Consider the following 15,883-nt stretch of genomic DNA (forward strand, 5'->3'; position numbering starts at 1 on the left):
GCAACGGGCGATCCGGCGTTTGCTTGCCTTGTCCGGGGGAGTGTGGCTAGGTCCGGCCATGCTGGTCCGGCGGGGCCGTGATTTGCCGAAAGATTTCGAAAGGAAGCCGATCTGTCGACCGGCGCTGAGAAGGTTTGGATGAGGCCGCTGGCACGATTTTTCGCGTTGGCGGGCGTTGCCGTGGCGCTGGCCAGCTGCCAGATGTTCACGCCGCCGGACGTGCAGGAAAGCGGCTTCCAGCCTTCCGACAAGCCGATCACCGTCGACAATGTCGTCGCCAACGCCAAGCTCGCCGAAATGGCGAAAGCGCAGCATCCGCGCATTCTCGCCACCTATGGCGGCGAATATTCCGACCCCAGGCTCGAGCGCATGGTTGCCAAGGTCGTCGGCAATCTCACCGTGGTGTCGGCCAACCCGACCCAGACCTATCGCATCACCATCCTGAATTCGCCCAACGTCAACGCCTTTGCGCTGCCGGGCGGTTATCTCTATGTGACGCGCGGCCTGCTGGCGCTGGCCAACGATTCCTCCGAGCTTGCCGCCGTCATCGCGCATGAGATGGGCCACGTCACCGCGAATCATGGCTTGCAGCGGCAGCAGCTCGAGGCCGAGGAGGGCCTTGCGACCAAGGTGGTTTCCGATGTGCTCGGCGACAGCCCAACCGCCAAGGCGGCGCTCATCCGCGGCAAGCTTCGGCTCGCGCAATTCTCGCGCAACCAGGAACTGCAGGCCGACGCCATCGGCATCAAGTCGATCGGCGAGGCGGGCTACGATCCCTATGCCGCCGGCCGCTTCCTGCAGTCGATGTCGGCCTATACCGATTTCCGCTCGGTGAGCGGCGCAACCGACGCCAGCCTCGACTTCCTGGCGACGCACCCCAACACGCCGCAGCGCATCGAGCTGGCGCAGCGTCTTGCGCGCAATTTCGGCCCGCCCGGCTTCGGCACGCGCGACCGCGACGCTTTCCTCGCCGGCATAGACGGCCTGCTTTACGGCGACACGCCCGAGGAAGGCTATGTGCGCGGCCAGACCTTCATGCATCCCAATCTCGGTGTCTCCTTCACCGTGCCGGACGGTTTCGTCATCGACAATTCGGCGGCCGCCGTCACCGCGACCGGGCCGGGCGACATCGCCATCCGTTTCGACGGCGTGGCGATCGATAAGTCGGTGTCGCTCACCGACTACATCCGCAGCGGTTGGGTGGCCGGTCTCGAGGACGCCAGCGTGCGCCAGGAGACGATCAACGGCAACGATGCGGCGATGGCGCATGCCACCGCGCAAGGCTGGCAGTTCGATATCGCGGTGATCCGCGCCGGCGGACAGGTCTACAGGCTGCTGACGGCCGCGCCCTCGGCCAGCACCGCGCTGGACCCGGTCGCGCGCTCGGTCAGCGGTTCGTTCCGTGTGCTGAGTCCAGCCGAGAAGGCGGCGCTGAAGCCGCTGCATATCAGGGTCGTCACTGTTCAGGCCGGCCAGACCATGGGCTCGCTCGCAGCGCAGATGGTCGGGGTCGACCGCAAGCTCGATCTCTTCCGCGTGCTCAACGCCATGTCGCCCGGCGCGACGGTGTCGTCCGGCGACAAGGTCAAGATCGTCACCGATAGGTAGGACAGCCCGTCGGGGCGGCTTGCGGCCGCGACCTGGGTCGACGCTTCGGCCGATCCCAGGTTTTTGTCGCCGCCACCCTCACAAGTCAGCACTGCCACTGGTGCTGTCGCCGGTGTTCCTGCTGGGTTGATCGGAATGATCGCCGCCATTGCCGCGCCAGGGCGCTGGTTCGATTGGCGCCAAAGGGGCCTTTGGCGTGTTCGGCGGCGGCGGCGCAGGGGTGCGGACCACTTTTACCTTCGTCACCACTTTCGTCACCACCTTGGGCTTGCACACCGCGACCGTCGGGGTGATGCGCTTCGGCGAAAGCCCGAGAATGGCCATCGAGTATTTGTCCTGCCGCTCCATGCCGGCATTGAGGAAAGCCAAAGCGCGGGCCGGGTCGGCGGGCACGCCGTTGCGGCCTTCCTGGAAGATCAGAGCAAGCTCCTTCATGGCGTCGACATGCCCCATCGCCGCTGCCTGGAGCAGCAGGTCCAGTCCCTTGCCGGTGTCGCGCTCGACACCGAGGCCATTGAACAAGGCTCGTCCCCAGGCGGCCATGGCGTAGGGGTCTCCCTTATCGGCCGCGGTCGAATAGAGGCCGTTCGCCTTCGATGTGTCGACAGCCGTTCCGGACGAGGCGATGGAGCCGAGCGCGAACAGGGCGCGGATATGTCCCTTGTCCGCGGCCTCCTGGATCGCTTGCCTGGCTTCGTCGATCCTGCCCGACGCCAGCAGCACCCGCCCCAGCTCGTAACGGAAGCGCGCAATGTCGGGGTAGGACTTCACCGCCGCCTCGCAGGCCTCGACCGCCCCGCCGCCGATCTCGTTCGGCAACCGGCCCGAGACGACGCCCTGCAGGTCGAGCGGCTCGCCGGCAGCCTGGTCGCAAGGGTCTACGTCCGGCGACAGTTTCACCGTCGCCTGCTTGGCTGCGTTGCCCACGCGAATCTCGAAGCCGACTTCGGCGGGAGCGGCCGAACCGATCTGCGGCTCGTAGCGCAGATTGTCGATATCGGCGGCCATCAGGCTCGATTGCGGCGACAGGACGCGATCCGGCAGGGACAGCGTTCCGGTCGCCGGGTAGCTCGCAAGCTTGAGGCTGATCGAGGCATCCTTGGCTGGAAGATCGAGTTTCAGCGGAACCGGACCGACGCCGACCGGGACGCGGATGTCGCGACTTCCAATCGCTTCGGCGGCATCGGCGACCTGGATTCCGCGCTCCGTCACCTGCTGGTTCTGCTGCGCGTCGAGCGGCGGCGGCGCTGGTTGCTCCGCCCCGCGCATCAGCACGACATCGTCGATGAGCGAGGAGTTCTCCCACGGAACCTGCTTGCCGTTGGTGGCCTTGACCACGTCGCGGCGCACGGCCGCCATGACAGAGCGTATCTCCTGGTCCGGCGCCAGCGCGCGGCGCGAGAAGGATGACGAGAACGGGCTGAGGTCGCCGGACCCGTCATAGGCGACTGCACCCGGCTCGGTGGCAAAGGCAATCAGCGTGTTCTGCGACCCTGTCACCTGCGCAAGCCCGCTGCCGCCGGCGACGATCAATTGGTCGCGCAGCCAATAGTCCTTGCGCGGGAAGGGATTGTTGCGACAGGCGTCGAGGATGATCATCTGGACTTTCGATCTCGACCGCAGTTGCCGCAATATGTCGTCGACCTTGATGGCCTGGACTTCCATGTCGGCCGCATCTTTCAACGACGCATCGACCGGGATCAGGAAATTCTCGCCGCCGATCTGGAAGCCGTGGCCCGAATAGTAGACGACCGCGAGATCGGCGCCGTCTGCCGCCGCCAGATAGTTGCGGAACCGCTCTTCGAACTGAAGCCGGGTCAGGTCCTTGGCCGCGAACACCTCGAAGCCGGCCAGCCGGAATGTCTTCGATACATCCTCTGCGTCCTTGTCCGGGTTCTTGAGCGCCGGGATTTCGCGGTATTCGGAATTGCCGATCACAAGGGCGACCCTTCGATCGGCACGAGCGTCCAGCGTCGTAAAGGCCACGAGGACCAGGGCCGCAAGGAACATACAGCATCGCAGCATGGCAATCCCCCATCTGTTGGCATCTGGAGGCTTCAAAGAGGCCAATTGCGACGCAATGGTCTGTTAAAGACCTCACAATCCAGAAGTATGGATGAAGGAAAATTGCCTCGATGGCGATATTTTCTTATTTACTAAATAACTTATTGTCGAATTCGAGCGCTCATTAGCTCAGGCGGCTTCCGCCAGGAATTCCGGATTCTGTTTAACCAGCGCCAGCTTCAGCTTTTCCATGGCGCGGGCTTCGATCTGGCGGACGCGCTCCTTGGAGATGCCGAGTTGTTCGCCAAGCGCTTCCAGCGTGGCGCCGTCGTCGCTCAGCCTGCGCTCCTCGATGATGCGAAGCTCGCGGGCGTTGAGAGCGCCGAGCGCGCTCTTCAGCCAGACGGCCCGGCGCTGGATGTCGATCCGGTCGCCGACGATCTCGTCGGGGAGCGGGTCTTCGGAGACCAGGAAATCCATCCGCTCGGCGGCACCGTTCTCGTCGGCCAAAGGCGCGTTGAGCGAACTGTCGGGCGAGGACAGGCGTGAATCCATCATCGCCACGTCGGCTTCCGGAACGCCGAGCGCGGCCGAGACCTCGCGATAGAGCGTTGCATTGGAGAGCGGCTCGGCGCCGTTGGCAAGGCGGGCGCGCAAGCGCCGCAGGTTGAAGAACAGCGCCTTCTGCGCCGAACTGGTGCCGCCGCGCACGATCGACCAGTTGCGCAGGATGTAGTCCTGCATGGAGGCACGGATCCACCACGTGGCATAAGTCGAGAAACGCACTTCGCGTGCGGGCTCGAAACGGGCGGCCGCCTCGAGCAGGCCGACATGGCCCTCCTGGATAAGGTCGCCGAGCGGCAGGCCGTAATGGCGGAATTTCGAGGCCATGGAGATGACCAGGCGCATATGGGCGACGGTGATCCTGTGCAACGCGTGCTGGTCGTTCTCTTCCTTCCAGCGGAGCGCAAGCACATGCTCCTCGTCGCGCTCGAGATAGGGAGCCTTCATTGCCGCCCGGACCAGTGTCCGTCCTGCCGCGTCCTCGATCATGCCGGCTCCTTTTGGCGGTGATTGCGCTTATGGCGGTTGAAAAGACGCCGCCGCGCCCTACAACAGCCATGCAACGTGTCAGGCGCATCGATGGTTCCGCCGCCCGAGGGGGGCAAATGTTGCCAGCGGGAACATTTTGTTATCGGCTTGTTATCGGCCCGGAAGTGCCGCTGGTGGATTATTGAGCGGTTTTGAGAATCAGATTTCTGGCAGAGCCGATATTTGAAATCTGGTTCCTTATTTAGCAGCCTTCTATCTGTCAGTTTCCCGCTCTCACAATCGTGCCGGGGCACCGGTCAAAACGGGATCACATAAAAATGAAATGGCTCAAATCGCTCCTCGTCGTCGGAACGCTGCAGGTTCTGGCGATCACCGCCGGTCATGCCGGCGCCAATCTCGACCAGATCAAGCAGGCCGGCGTCATCAAGGTCGGCACCGAAGGCACCTACGCGCCCTTCACCTATCATGACGAGTCCAACGCGCTGGTCGGCTTCGACGTCGAGATCGCCAAGGCCATCGGCGACAAGCTCGGCGTCAAGGTCGAGTTCCTCGAAGGCAAGTGGGACGGGCTGATCGCCGGCCTCGACGCCAACCGCTACGACGCCGTCATCAACGAGGTCGGCATCACCGACGCGCGCAAGGCCAAGTATGATTTCTCCGATCCCTACATCGCCTCGAAAGCGGTGCTGATCGTGCGCGGCGACAACACCGACATCAAGACCTTCGCCGACCTCAAGGGCAAGAAGTCGGCGCAGTCGCTGACCTCCAACTTCGGCAAGCTCGCCGAGTCCAACGGCGCCGAGCTCGTCGGCACCGACGGCTTCGACCAGTCGATCCAGCTGCTGCTTACCGGCCGCGCCGATGCCACGATCAACGACAGCCTCTCCTTCCTCGATTTCAAGAAGCACAAGCCGGACGCCAATGTGAAGATCGCCGCGCAGGAAGAGAATGCCGATTACTCGGGCGTCATCGTGCGCAAGGGCGATCCGGAGCTGGTAGCGGCCATCAACAAGGCGCTGGCCGACATCAAGGCCGACGGCACCTACCAGAAGATCGCCGACAAATATTTCGGCCAGGACGTTTCGAAGTAAGGCAATCGTCAGTTTCTTCGGATACCGGCGGGCCGTCAAAGACGGCCCGCCATTTCTTGCATGGTATCCATGGGGGCCGTCAAAGACGGCCCGTCATTTTACACGATATTCATGCGCCGCCGTCTTTGACGGCCCGCCGGTTTTTGCATGATAGTCAGTCCATACGGGGGAACGCGCCGCCGTATCTGGAAGGGAGAAGCGCGCCGTGCCGCACTGGCTGCAATTGATGCTGGACTCTCTGCCGACGCTGTTGTGGGCGGCGCTGATCTTCACCGTGCCGCTGACGCTCCTGTCCTTCGCGCTGGGGCTCATCGCCGGACTGGCGACGGCGCTGATCCGGCTGTTCGGTCCGAAGCCGCTGGTCGCGCTGGTGCGCTTCTATGTCTGGATCTTTCGCGGCACGCCGCTGCTCGTCCAGTTGTTCCTGATCTTCTACGGCCTGCCGTCGGTCGGCATCCTGCTCGATGCCTTTCCCGCCGCGCTGATCGGCTTCACGCTCAACATCGGCGCCTATACGTCGGAGATCATCCGCGCCGTCATCGGCTCGGTGCCGAAGGGCCAGTGGGAGGCGTCCTATTCGATCGGCATGACCTGGAGCCAGGCGATGCGGCGCACGATCCTGCCGCAGGCCGGCCGCGTCGCGGTGCCGCCGCTGTCCAACACCTTCATCTCGCTGGTCAAGGATACCTCGCTCGCCGCGGCGATCACGGTGCCCGAGATGTTCCAGGCCGCGCAGCGCATCGTCGCCACCAGCTATGAACCGCTGATCCTCTATGTCGAGGCTGCGGCGCTCTATCTCGCGTTGAGCTCGGTGCTGTCGGCGCTGCAGGCGCGGCTGGAGGTGCGGCTCAACCGCTACGGCGGGTTCCTGGAGGCCAACGCATGATCGGCCTCACCAACATCGAAAAGCGCTTCGGCGACAATCTGGTGCTGAAAGGCGTAACCGTCAGCCTGGACGAGGGCAGCGTGACGGCACTGGTCGGTCCTTCCGGCGGCGGAAAAAGCACACTTTTGCGTTGCATCAACCTGTTGGAGATCCCGACCTCCGGTTCCTTGCGCATCGGCGACGAGACGATTGCGTTCCAACCGGGCGGCAAGGTGCCGGCCAAGGACATCCAGCGCATCCGCCTGCAAACCGGCATGGTGTTCCAGAATTTCCAGCTCTTCCCGCACCGCACGGCGATCGAGAATGTCATGGAGGGGCTGGTGACGGTGCTGAAGTGGCCAGAGCCAAAGGCGCGCGAGCGGGCGATGGCGCTGCTCGAAAAGGTTGGCATGGCGCACAAGGCCGACGCCTGGCCGGCGACGCTGTCGGGTGGCCAGCAGCAGCGCGTGGCGATCGCCCGGGCGCTGGCGCCGTCGCCGCGCGTGCTGCTGTGCGACGAGCCGACCTCGGCGCTCGACCCGGAACTCGCGCAGGAAGTGGTCGACGTGCTTGGGCAACTGGCCCGCGAAGGCACGACCATGGTGATGGCCACGCATGACCTGCGGCTCGCCTCCAAGATCGCGCAGGAGGTCGTCTTCCTCGATGCCGGTTCGATCGTCGAGAAAGGCCCGGCCTCGGTCGTGTTCGACAATCCGGAGCGCGAGCGGACGAAACGCTTCATCGCCTCGCTGCGGCAGGAGGAAGCGCAGAAGGAAGCTGGCGGCTGAGCTCCTACCTCCCCACCTTGTGGGAAGCCAATCGCCGTATGCGAGGGTCCCAGAAACAAAAAACCCGGCGCGAGGCCGGGTTCTTCGTGCAGAAAAGCAGAAAAGCTCAGGCAGCTTCTTCCTGTTCGGATTCCTCGTTGTCGGCCTTGGCGCCGCGCTTCGGACCCTTGTTGAGGTTGACCTCGATGAGGCGAACCGCCTCCGTCTCCGACATGCGGTTCACCGCGGCGATCTCGCGGGCCATACGGTCGAGCGCGGCTTCATACAGCTGACGCTCGGAGTAGGACTGCTCCGGCTGGTTGTCGGCGCGATAGAGGTCGCGCACCACTTCCGAGATCGAGATCAGGTCGCCGGAATTGATCTTGGCATCATATTCCTGGGCGCGGCGCGACCACATGGTGCGCTTGATGCGGGCGCGGCCCTGCACGACCTTCAGCGCGCGGTCGACATAGTCCTCTTCCGACAGCTTGCGCATGCCGATCGAGGTCGCCTTGGCGACCGGAACCTTCAGCCGCATCTTGTCCTTCTGGAAATCGATGACGAACAGTTCCAGCTTGTGACCCGCAACTTCCTGCTCGTCGATCGCCACGATCTGGCCGACGCCGTGCGCCGGATAGACGATGAACTCGCCGGTCTTGAACCCGTGGCGGGCCGCGCTGGACTTCTTCTGTGGGGTGACCGTTGCCATTACGCCCTGAACTCCTTAGTTGTGCAGCCGGCATCATGCCGGCTCGAACCGATGGGGTCGGCGATAGCCGACCATTAGCCGCGCAACAGAATGAGCCCACCGGAAAAGCAGGGACCGGCATATCGCACAAATGCGACCGCCTGCCCCAGATCGCTCTGGTCCGGATCTAAAAGCTCACCTTTCAGTGATTTGGGGCGTTAGCGCCATAAATCGACGTTGTGTCACCGGCATGTTTCGCTGATGTAACACAAAAAGTCGGAAGAATCAAGGTTTTGCTGCGTTCGCTAACGCCAAACGGGGTCGCTGCCTGTCAAGACAGCAATTGTATCGGTCTCGTTACGCCGCGTCATGCCGGCGTTGCCGGCGCCAGCATCAATCGCCTTCGCCAGGCTCCGGCGAAAAATATTTCTCGAACTTCCCGGCCTCGCCATCGAAGGTCTTGGCGTCTGCCGGCGGTTCTTTCTTGGCGGTGATGTTTGGCCATTTCTCGGCGTATTCGGAATTGACCTGCAACCATTTGTCGAGGCCGCCCTCGGTGTCAGGCTTGATCGCGTCGGCCGGGCATTCGGGCTCGCACACGCCGCAGTCGATGCACTCGTCAGGGTGAATGACGAGCATGTTCTCGCCTTCGTAGAAACAGTCGACCGGACAGACCTCGATGCAGTCCATGTATTTGCATTTGATGCAATTGTCGGTCACGACATAGGTCATTGCAGGCTCCGGAACGTCCCGATTTGCTCGGCTTTTTCAGGTTGAGGTAACGCCTTTGCCGGCTGCTTGCAAGGGCAGGGCATTTGTGTGCGGCCGGCATCGGGAAATGGAATTCCAGCGGTCTCGCCGGTTGCGGTCCGGCTGGCCCAATTCAATCATCGCCGAGCAGACGGTCAGTCTGCCGCCGCTCGCGTTTGGTCGGGCGCCCGCTGCCGGCCTCGCGCAGGGCCGGAATGGCGTCCGGAACCGCCTCGCCCTTGGGTGTCGGCGCCGGCGACATATCCTCGTAAAGCAGCCGCGCTTCGTCGGCCGGGCCGCGCCTGACGCCACAGTTCAGCACTTTCCAGACCAGGATGCGGCCCTCGAGCGTGATGGTTAGCACGTCGCCGGGCTTGACCAGATCCGAGGCCTGCGCTGCTTTGTCGCGATTGATACGGACGCGCCCGGCAACGACGACTTTCGCCGCCAGCGACCGTGATTTCACCGCGCGCGAGAAGAACAGCCATTTGTCGATACGCTGGCGGCCCTCTCCAACCATCGCGACTAGCTTTGTTGGAGCATGATCTTATCCGAAAACCGGTTCCCACTTTTCGCTGACGCGGTCCTTCGGTTCGGGATCATGCTGTCTCTTCGTTGGAGCATGATCTCGCCCGAAAACCGGTTCCCACTTTTCGGGATCATACTGTCTCTTCGTTGGAGCATGATCTTGCCCGAAAACCGGTTCCCACTTTTCGGGATCATGCTCTAGGCTATTTCTTCAGCTGGTCGCGCAAGGCGGCGAGCTTGGCGAAGGGCGAATCCGGATCGAAGCGCTGCGGACGTTCCTCGCGCGGCTTGCCCTGGAAGGCCGGCTTGCCGCCCGGGGCATTGCCCTTGCCGTCCTGCCTGTTGCCCTTCCAGTCGGGCCGGCCCTCGCGACGGCCCCCTTCGTGGCGATCCGGGCGCTCGCCTTGCGGCCTGCCTTCGCGCCGGTCGCCCGTCTCCGGTCTCGGCTTGAACTTCGAGCGGTCGAAGCGCGGCTTGCCGGCGCCGTCGCGCTGCTCGCGGCGGCCCTCATGGGCGGGCTTGTCGCCAGGCTGGCCGCTTGCGGCGCCCGCCTGTCCGTCGCGCGCGGGCTGGCCGCCGCGCGGCCGATTGTCACGGCGGTTGTCGTGGCGATGGCGCGGACGCTGATGGTCGAAACGCGCCTGACGCCACAGAAGGACAGGCTTCGGCTCTTCAGCCTCGGCCGGGGTTTCGCTGCCTTCACCCTCCCCCTCGTGGGGAGGGTCGGCGCGCAGCGCCGGGGCCGCGCCGGCGGCATCAGTGTCTGCAACGTCGGCGCCGTCACCCCCACCCGCGTCGCTTCGCGCCGCGACCTCCCCCATCGAGGGGGAGGTCGGAGCGTCGGCGCTTTCGGCTGACTCAAGCACCTCCGCGGTTTCCACCGCAGGATGAGGCTCTTCCGTGGCCTCGGCCGGAACTTCTGCCGGCTCCACCTCGGCAGGCTCCGCTGCGGCTTCCGTGATGGTTTCGGCAGGAACTTCCGCGATAGTCTCAACAGCGGCGGACGCGGACAGCTCCGAACCCTCGGCCGCTGCCTCTGCAGCCGCGTCTGTTGCCACAGCTTGTATCTCTGCCGCCTGTGCCGCGCGAGCCGCCTCTTCCGCGGCGAGCTTGGCGGCAGCCGCTTCGCGGGCGGCGTCGTCCTGCGCGTCGAGCTTCGCCTTCACCTCGGCGGCCGGCTTTGCCTCGGAGCGATAGCCGAGACCCTTGAGGATCTCTTCCATGTCGTCGGCGGTGGCGCCGAGGATCGACATCATCGGCGGCGTCACCATGAAGGCGTGGCCGTCATAGGCGCCGTCCGGACGCTGGCCGAGGCCGGGCTTCCAGTTGGTCGCCGGGCGGATGAGGTCGGCAAGCCTTTCCAGGATGTCGACGCGCACGGCGCGGCGGCCGAGGTTGCGGTAGCCGGCAAGCTTGTAGAAGGTCTTGTCGAAGGCCGGGTCGATGACCACCGAGGTGCGGCCCGAGGCCAGCGCATGCACCACGTCGCCGAAGCCCGGCTTGTCCTTGCCGTCGTTCTTCAGCGCCCAGAGCAAGGTCACCAGGCCTGCCGGCGCCGGCTTGATCAGCGCAGGCACGAAGACATGGTAGGCGCCGAAGCGCACACCGAGGCGGCGAAGCGCCGCGCGGCCTTCCTGGTCGAGCGACTTCATCTCCTCCGCGATGTCGCGGCGGTTGATCAGGCCGAAATGCTCGACCAGCTGGAAGGCGATGCCGCGCGCGATGCCGGTGAGCTGGTCGGCATTCTTCAAGTCGACCAGCGGCTTCAAGAGCGACTCGATCTGGAAATTGACGAAACGCTCGGCGCGCGCCGCCACCTTGTCGCGGGCAGGGCCGGTCAGCTGCTCGTCTGCAAGCAACACCAGGCGCGGCTTCAGCGCCTCGTCGCCGGCGACCAGCGTGCCGATCGGCGCGCCGATCCAGCGCAAGATGCCGTCCGAGCCCAAGGCCAGGTCGCCATTGGCGCAGGCGGCAAAGCGCTCGGCGCGCGCGTCGAACTCGGCCGCGAGCGCCTTCTGGGCGGCGGTGCGCACCGCCTTGGCGTCCTCGCCGCCGGCGCTCTGGTCGGCGGTGAAGCGGAACCCTTGCAACTCGCCGACATGATGGCCTTCGACGAGGACGGTTCCGGTAGGGCTGATTTCGGCTTCAGGCATGGTATTTTCTCTAAGGCGCCGCATGAGGACGGAAGTCCTGCGGTCTACGAAGCGTTTCGTCAACCGCTCATGCAGCGCATCCGACAATCTGTCTTCGATTTCGCGCGTCTTTTCCTGCCAGTGTAGCTGATCGGCCAGCCAGCCGGGGCGGTTGGAGACGAAAGTCCACGTGCGGATCTGCGCGATCCGGTGCGAGAGCGTGTCGATATCGCCTTCCGTCGTGTCGGCGCGCCGCACCTGCTCGGCCATGTAATTCTCATCGACATGGCCATGACGAGCAAGGTCCATATAGATGGAGGCGATGAGGTCGGCATGCTGCGCCGGCGCAATCTTGCGGTAGTCGGGGAGCGCGCAGGCTTCCCACAGCAGCGCCACGCGCTCCTTGCCGGTGGCCAAGGCGCGGATATCGCCGTCGCGCGACAGATGCTCCAGCGCCTGCGCGTCCACGGCCGGCAGCGCGCGGGTCAGCCCTTCGACCGGTGCATTGGTCTCGATCGAGCGTTTCAGCGCATCGAGGCTGGAAAAGTCGAAATCCGCGGTGCGCCATTGCAGCACCTTCACCGGGTCGAAGTCGTGCGCCTCGACCTTGGCGACCAGATCCTCGTCGAACGGATCGACCTGGCCGGTGACGCCGAACGTGCCGTCGCGCAGGTGCCGGCCGGCGCGGCCGGCGATCTGGCCAAGCTCGGCCGCGGTCAGGTTGCGGTATTGGTAGCCGTCGAATTTGCGGTTCTGGGCAAAGGCGACATGGTCGAGGTCGAGGTTCAGCCCCATGCCGATGGCGTCGGTGGCGATGAGATAGTCGACGTCGCCGGACTGGAAGATCTCGACCTGCGCGTTGCGGGTGCGCGGCGAAAGCGCGCCAAGCACGACGGCTGCACCCCCCTGCTGGCGGCGGATCAGTTCGGCGATGGCATAGACCTCGTCGGCCGAGAAGGCGACGATCGCCGTGCGCCGCGGCAGCCGGGTGAGCTTCTTCGAGCCGGCATAGGCAAGGTGCGACAGCCGCGGCCGCGTCACTACCGACACACCCTTCAGCAGCTTCTGCAGGATGCCGTGCATGGTGGCGGCGCCCAGAAGCAGCGTCTCCTGGCGGCCGCGCAGATGCAGGATGCGATCGGTGAAGATATGGCCGCGCTCGAGATCGCCGGCGAGCTGCACCTCGTCGATGGCGACGAAGGCGGCGTCGGTCTCGCGCGGCATCGCCTCGACGGTGCAGACGGAATATTTCGCGCCGGCGGGCACGATCTTCTCCTCGCCGGTGATCAGCGCCACCTTGTGGGCGCCGACCTTCTCGCAGACACGGGCATAGACCTCGCGAGCAAGCAGTCTCAGCGGCAGGCCGATGATGCCGGTCTCGTGCGCGACCATGCGCTCGATGGCGAGATGGGTCTTGCCGGTGTTGGTGGGCCCTAGCACGGCCGTCACGTCGCGGCCTGAAAGGATCAGCGGCTGGGAATGTTTCGGCTGGATGTTCATCGGCTCGGAAATAAGGTTTCTGCCGCTTGTAGTCTGAAGCACGGCGATGCCGCCGCGTGTGACAGGCGACACATAGGGACTTCGGGCGTGAAGCGAAAGCGGAATGTTCCTTTGGAGACAGGCGAGGCAGGCCGGGGCGTTCAAAATCGGCTGCTTGTTAACGGCTGGAACGAGTCTGGAACGAATCAGCGACGAATCGCTGACTCGTTCTGATTCAGGTTTTGTTCACGGCTATATGTGGATTTTTTGACGCTGAGTCTCACCACATGCTGAATCGGGCAATTGGCCCGATTCATGCTTGACCGCCGCTGGACCCGAGCGGTCGTTAACTTTTGCCGGCGAGCCATCGCGGTCGACTCGAGGTGCGCCCACAAGGTTATGAAATTGTTGATTTTTCTTAACGGCTTTTAACGGTTTCGGTAATGTTTCGGCGCTTCGCCATTAACTTTTCGGCCAAAGCCAGAACGAATCGGCGACGAATCAGAGATGCGGGAAGTTTCCCGGTTTGTTCACCCCTAGATATGGTGTTATCCACAGCTTGTCCACCGAGGATTCACAGCTTGTGAGAGGGGTTGCGCACAGGGCGTGGCCGGGGCCGTTAACTTTTGCGTGCCGGATTGAGGCACGGTGTCGCGCCGGGCTTGCCGGCGGGCGAAAAAGGCGGCTCCGTTGCCGGAGCCGCCTTGGCGTCGTGCGTCTCAGACGAAGTACTGGCCGCCATTGGCGGTGATGGTCGAGCCGGTGATGAAGCCGGCCTCGTCGGAAGCCAGAAAGACGACGCAGCGCGCGATCTCTTCCGGCTCGCCGAGGCGGCCGACCGGGATCTGCGGGATGATGCGCTCGTTGAGCACCTTCTCGTCGATCGCCTTGACCATCTCGGTCGCGATATAGCCGGGGCAGATGACGTTGACGGTGATGCCCGCGCGGGCGCCTTCCTGGGCAAGAGCCTTGCTGAAGCCGATGTCGCCGGCCTTGGCGGCCGAGTAGTTGGCCTGGCCGGCCTGGCCCTTCTGGCCGTTGATCGAGGAAATGGTGACGACGCGGCCGAACTTGCGGTCGCGCATGCCGCTCCACAAAGGATGCGTCATGTTGAAGACACCGGAGAGGTTGGTGTCGATGACTTCCTTCCACTGCGCGGGCGTCATCTTGTGGAACATGGCGTCGCGGGTGATGCCGGCATTGTTGACCAGCACGGAGACCGGACCGAGATCGGCCTCGACCTGCTTGATGCCGGCGGCGCAGGCCTCGTAGTCGGCGACGGACCATTTGTAGACCGGGATGCCGGTCTCGGCCTTGAATTTCTGTGCCGCCTCGTCATTGCCGGCATAGTTCGCCGCGACCGAATAGCCGGCGTTCTTCAAGGCGACCGATATCGCCGCGCCGATGCCGCGCGACCCGCCCGTGACGATTGCTACCTTGCTCATATGTGCTCCTCCCAGAGTGAATGGTGAATAGTGAATGGTGAATGGTCATCGCGAAAGCCCTGCGGCCCACCATTCACCATTTTTCCATTCACCCCATTGCTTCCACGCACATGGCGACGCCCATGCCGCCGCCGATGCAAAGCGTGGCGAGACCCTTCTTGGCGCCGCGGCGACGCATCTCGTAGACCAGCGTGTTGAAGACGCGGGCGCCAGATGCGCCGATCGGATGGCCGATGGCGATGGCGCCGCCATTGACGTTGACGATCGAGGGGTCCCAGCCCATGCCCTTGTTGACGGCGCATGCCTGCGCGGCGAAGGCTTCGTTGGCCTCGACGAGGTCGAGATCCTTGACCGACCAGCCGGCCTTTTCCAGCGCCCGCTTCGAAGCGGGAATAGGCCCCGTGCCCATGATCGCCGGATCGACGCCGGCGGTCGCCCAGGAGGCGATGCGGACCAGCGGGGTGATGCCGCGCCGGGCAGCCTCGGCCTCGGTCATCAGCAGCGCGCCGGCGGCGCCGTCATTGATGCCGGACGCGTTGGCGGCCGTGACCGTGCCATCCTTGTCGAAAGCGGGCTTCAGCTTGGTCATGGCGTCGAGCGTCGCGCCGAGACGGATATACTCGTCCTGGTCGACGATGGTGTCGCCCTTCTTGCCCTTGATGGTGAAGGCGACGATCTCGTCCTTGAACCTGCCGGCCTTCTGCGCGGCCTCGGCCTTGTTCTGCGAGGCCAGCGCGAACTCGTCCTGGGTTTCGCGGGTGATCTGGAACTGGCGGGCGACGTTCTCGGCAGTGTTGCCCATATGGTAGCCGTTGAAGGCATCCCACAGGCCGTCCTTGATCATGGTGTCGATCATCTTGTAGTCGCCCATCTTGACGCCGGCGCGCAGATGCTCGGCATGCGGCGACAGCGACATCGATTCCTGGCCGCCGGCGACGATCACCTTGGCATCGCCGGTGGCGATCTGCTGCATGCCGAGCGCGATGGCGCGCAGGCCCGAGCCGCAGACCTGGTTGAGGCCCCAGGCGGTGGTCTCCTTCGGCAGGCCGGCATTGATCGAGGCCTGGCGCGCCGGGTTCTGGCCTTGAGCAGCGGTCAGCACCTGACCGAGGATGACCTCGTCGACTTCCGCCGCCTCGACGCCGGAACGCGCGAGCAATTCCCTGATGACGACGGCGCCGAGCTCGTGCGCCGGCGTGGCGGCGAAACTGCCGTTGAAGGAGCCGACCGCAGTGCGGGCGGCGCTGGCGACGACGATTGAATTGGAAGCGGACATTTTCTTCTCCAGACTTCGAGGTGGCGTATTTTCGAGATCGCTTTAGGACTTTCTTGCCCGTTCGAAACCCTGAGTCAAACCGGAAATGGGCATGACCGCCATGCGCGGCAAGCAGAGCGCGCGCCAGTCGCGGTAACGTGAGGTCGGCAATGCGGCGGATTTTGCAATGGCTGTGCAGCATTAATTGATGCCGCAGT

At 64.3% G+C, this 15,883-nt stretch carries 12 protein-coding genes; 4 read left to right on the forward strand and 8 right to left on the reverse strand.

Annotated features, from left to right (window positions below):
• The first annotated feature begins 138 nt into the window (after positions 1-138).
• Positions 139-1,608, forward strand: a complete 1,470-nt coding sequence (locus tag AC0YKC_RS08530) for a M48 family metalloprotease (RefSeq protein WP_320296469.1) — start codon at positions 139-141, stop codon at positions 1,606-1,608.
• A 78-nt stretch (positions 1,609-1,686) separates the two neighbouring features.
• Here AC0YKC_RS08530 and AC0YKC_RS08535 read toward each other — a convergent pair whose 3' ends face one another.
• Both AC0YKC_RS08535 and AC0YKC_RS08540 read right to left on the reverse strand, forming a co-directional pair.
• Positions 1,687-3,633, reverse strand: coding sequence for a caspase family protein (locus AC0YKC_RS08535; RefSeq protein ID WP_488510789.1), 1,947 nt, complete (start codon positions 3,631-3,633; stop codon positions 1,687-1,689).
• A gap of 168 nt (positions 3,634-3,801) precedes the next feature.
• Positions 3,802-4,665: an RNA polymerase factor sigma-32 gene (locus AC0YKC_RS08540; protein WP_140645832.1), complete on the reverse strand. Its 864-nt coding sequence runs from the start codon at positions 4,663-4,665 to the stop codon at positions 3,802-3,804.
• 317 nt (positions 4,666-4,982) lie between these two features.
• Between AC0YKC_RS08540 and AC0YKC_RS08545 the strand changes: the two genes are divergently transcribed.
• From AC0YKC_RS08545 to AC0YKC_RS08555, 3 genes are all read left to right on the forward strand, one after another.
• Positions 4,983-5,756 carry an amino acid ABC transporter substrate-binding protein gene (locus AC0YKC_RS08545; protein WP_320296471.1) on the forward strand — a complete coding sequence of 258 codons (774 nt, stop codon included), beginning with the start codon at positions 4,983-4,985 and terminating at the stop codon, positions 5,754-5,756.
• Between the two features lie 205 nt (positions 5,757-5,961).
• Complete coding sequence (locus AC0YKC_RS08550; protein WP_320296472.1) at positions 5,962-6,642, forward strand: ABC transporter permease subunit; 681 nt, start codon at positions 5,962-5,964, stop codon at positions 6,640-6,642.
• On the forward strand, positions 6,639-7,409 hold the full coding sequence (locus tag AC0YKC_RS08555; RefSeq protein ID WP_434724327.1) for an amino acid ABC transporter ATP-binding protein: 771 nt from the start codon (positions 6,639-6,641) through the stop codon (positions 7,407-7,409). The genes AC0YKC_RS08550 and AC0YKC_RS08555 overlap by 4 nt, the downstream gene beginning before the upstream one ends.
• A gap of 106 nt (positions 7,410-7,515) precedes the next feature.
• Here AC0YKC_RS08555 and AC0YKC_RS08560 read toward each other — a convergent pair whose 3' ends face one another.
• The 6 genes from AC0YKC_RS08560 to AC0YKC_RS08585 all read right to left on the reverse strand — a co-directional run bounded on the left by AC0YKC_RS08560 (position 7,516) and on the right by AC0YKC_RS08585 (position 15,686).
• Entirely contained in the window at positions 7,516-8,097 is a 582-nt protein-coding gene (locus tag AC0YKC_RS08560; protein ID WP_320296474.1) for a CarD family transcriptional regulator, read from the reverse strand.
• A gap of 372 nt (positions 8,098-8,469) precedes the next feature.
• Positions 8,470-8,808: a ferredoxin FdxA gene (gene fdxA / locus AC0YKC_RS08565; protein ID WP_140645827.1), complete on the reverse strand. Its 339-nt coding sequence runs from the start codon at positions 8,806-8,808 to the stop codon at positions 8,470-8,472.
• Positions 8,809-8,959: 151 nt separating this feature from the next.
• Positions 8,960-9,346, reverse strand: coding sequence for an RNA-binding S4 domain-containing protein (locus AC0YKC_RS08570; protein WP_434724326.1), 387 nt, complete (start codon positions 9,344-9,346; stop codon positions 8,960-8,962).
• A 211-nt stretch (positions 9,347-9,557) separates the two neighbouring features.
• Positions 9,558-12,986, reverse strand: a complete 3,429-nt coding sequence (locus AC0YKC_RS08575) for a helicase-related protein (RefSeq protein WP_488510964.1) — start codon at positions 12,984-12,986, stop codon at positions 9,558-9,560.
• A gap of 698 nt (positions 12,987-13,684) precedes the next feature.
• Positions 13,685-14,410, reverse strand: a complete 726-nt coding sequence (phbB, locus tag AC0YKC_RS08580) for an acetoacetyl-CoA reductase (protein ID WP_488510790.1) — start codon at positions 14,408-14,410, stop codon at positions 13,685-13,687.
• An 88-nt stretch (positions 14,411-14,498) separates the two neighbouring features.
• Positions 14,499-15,686 (reverse strand): acetyl-CoA C-acetyltransferase, encoded by a 1,188-nt coding sequence (locus tag AC0YKC_RS08585; RefSeq protein WP_488510791.1) that lies wholly within the window; start codon positions 15,684-15,686, stop codon positions 14,499-14,501.
• Between the last annotated feature and the right edge of the window lie 197 nt (positions 15,687-15,883).

Source organism: Mesorhizobium sp. CNPSo 4661, from assembly GCF_057784215.1.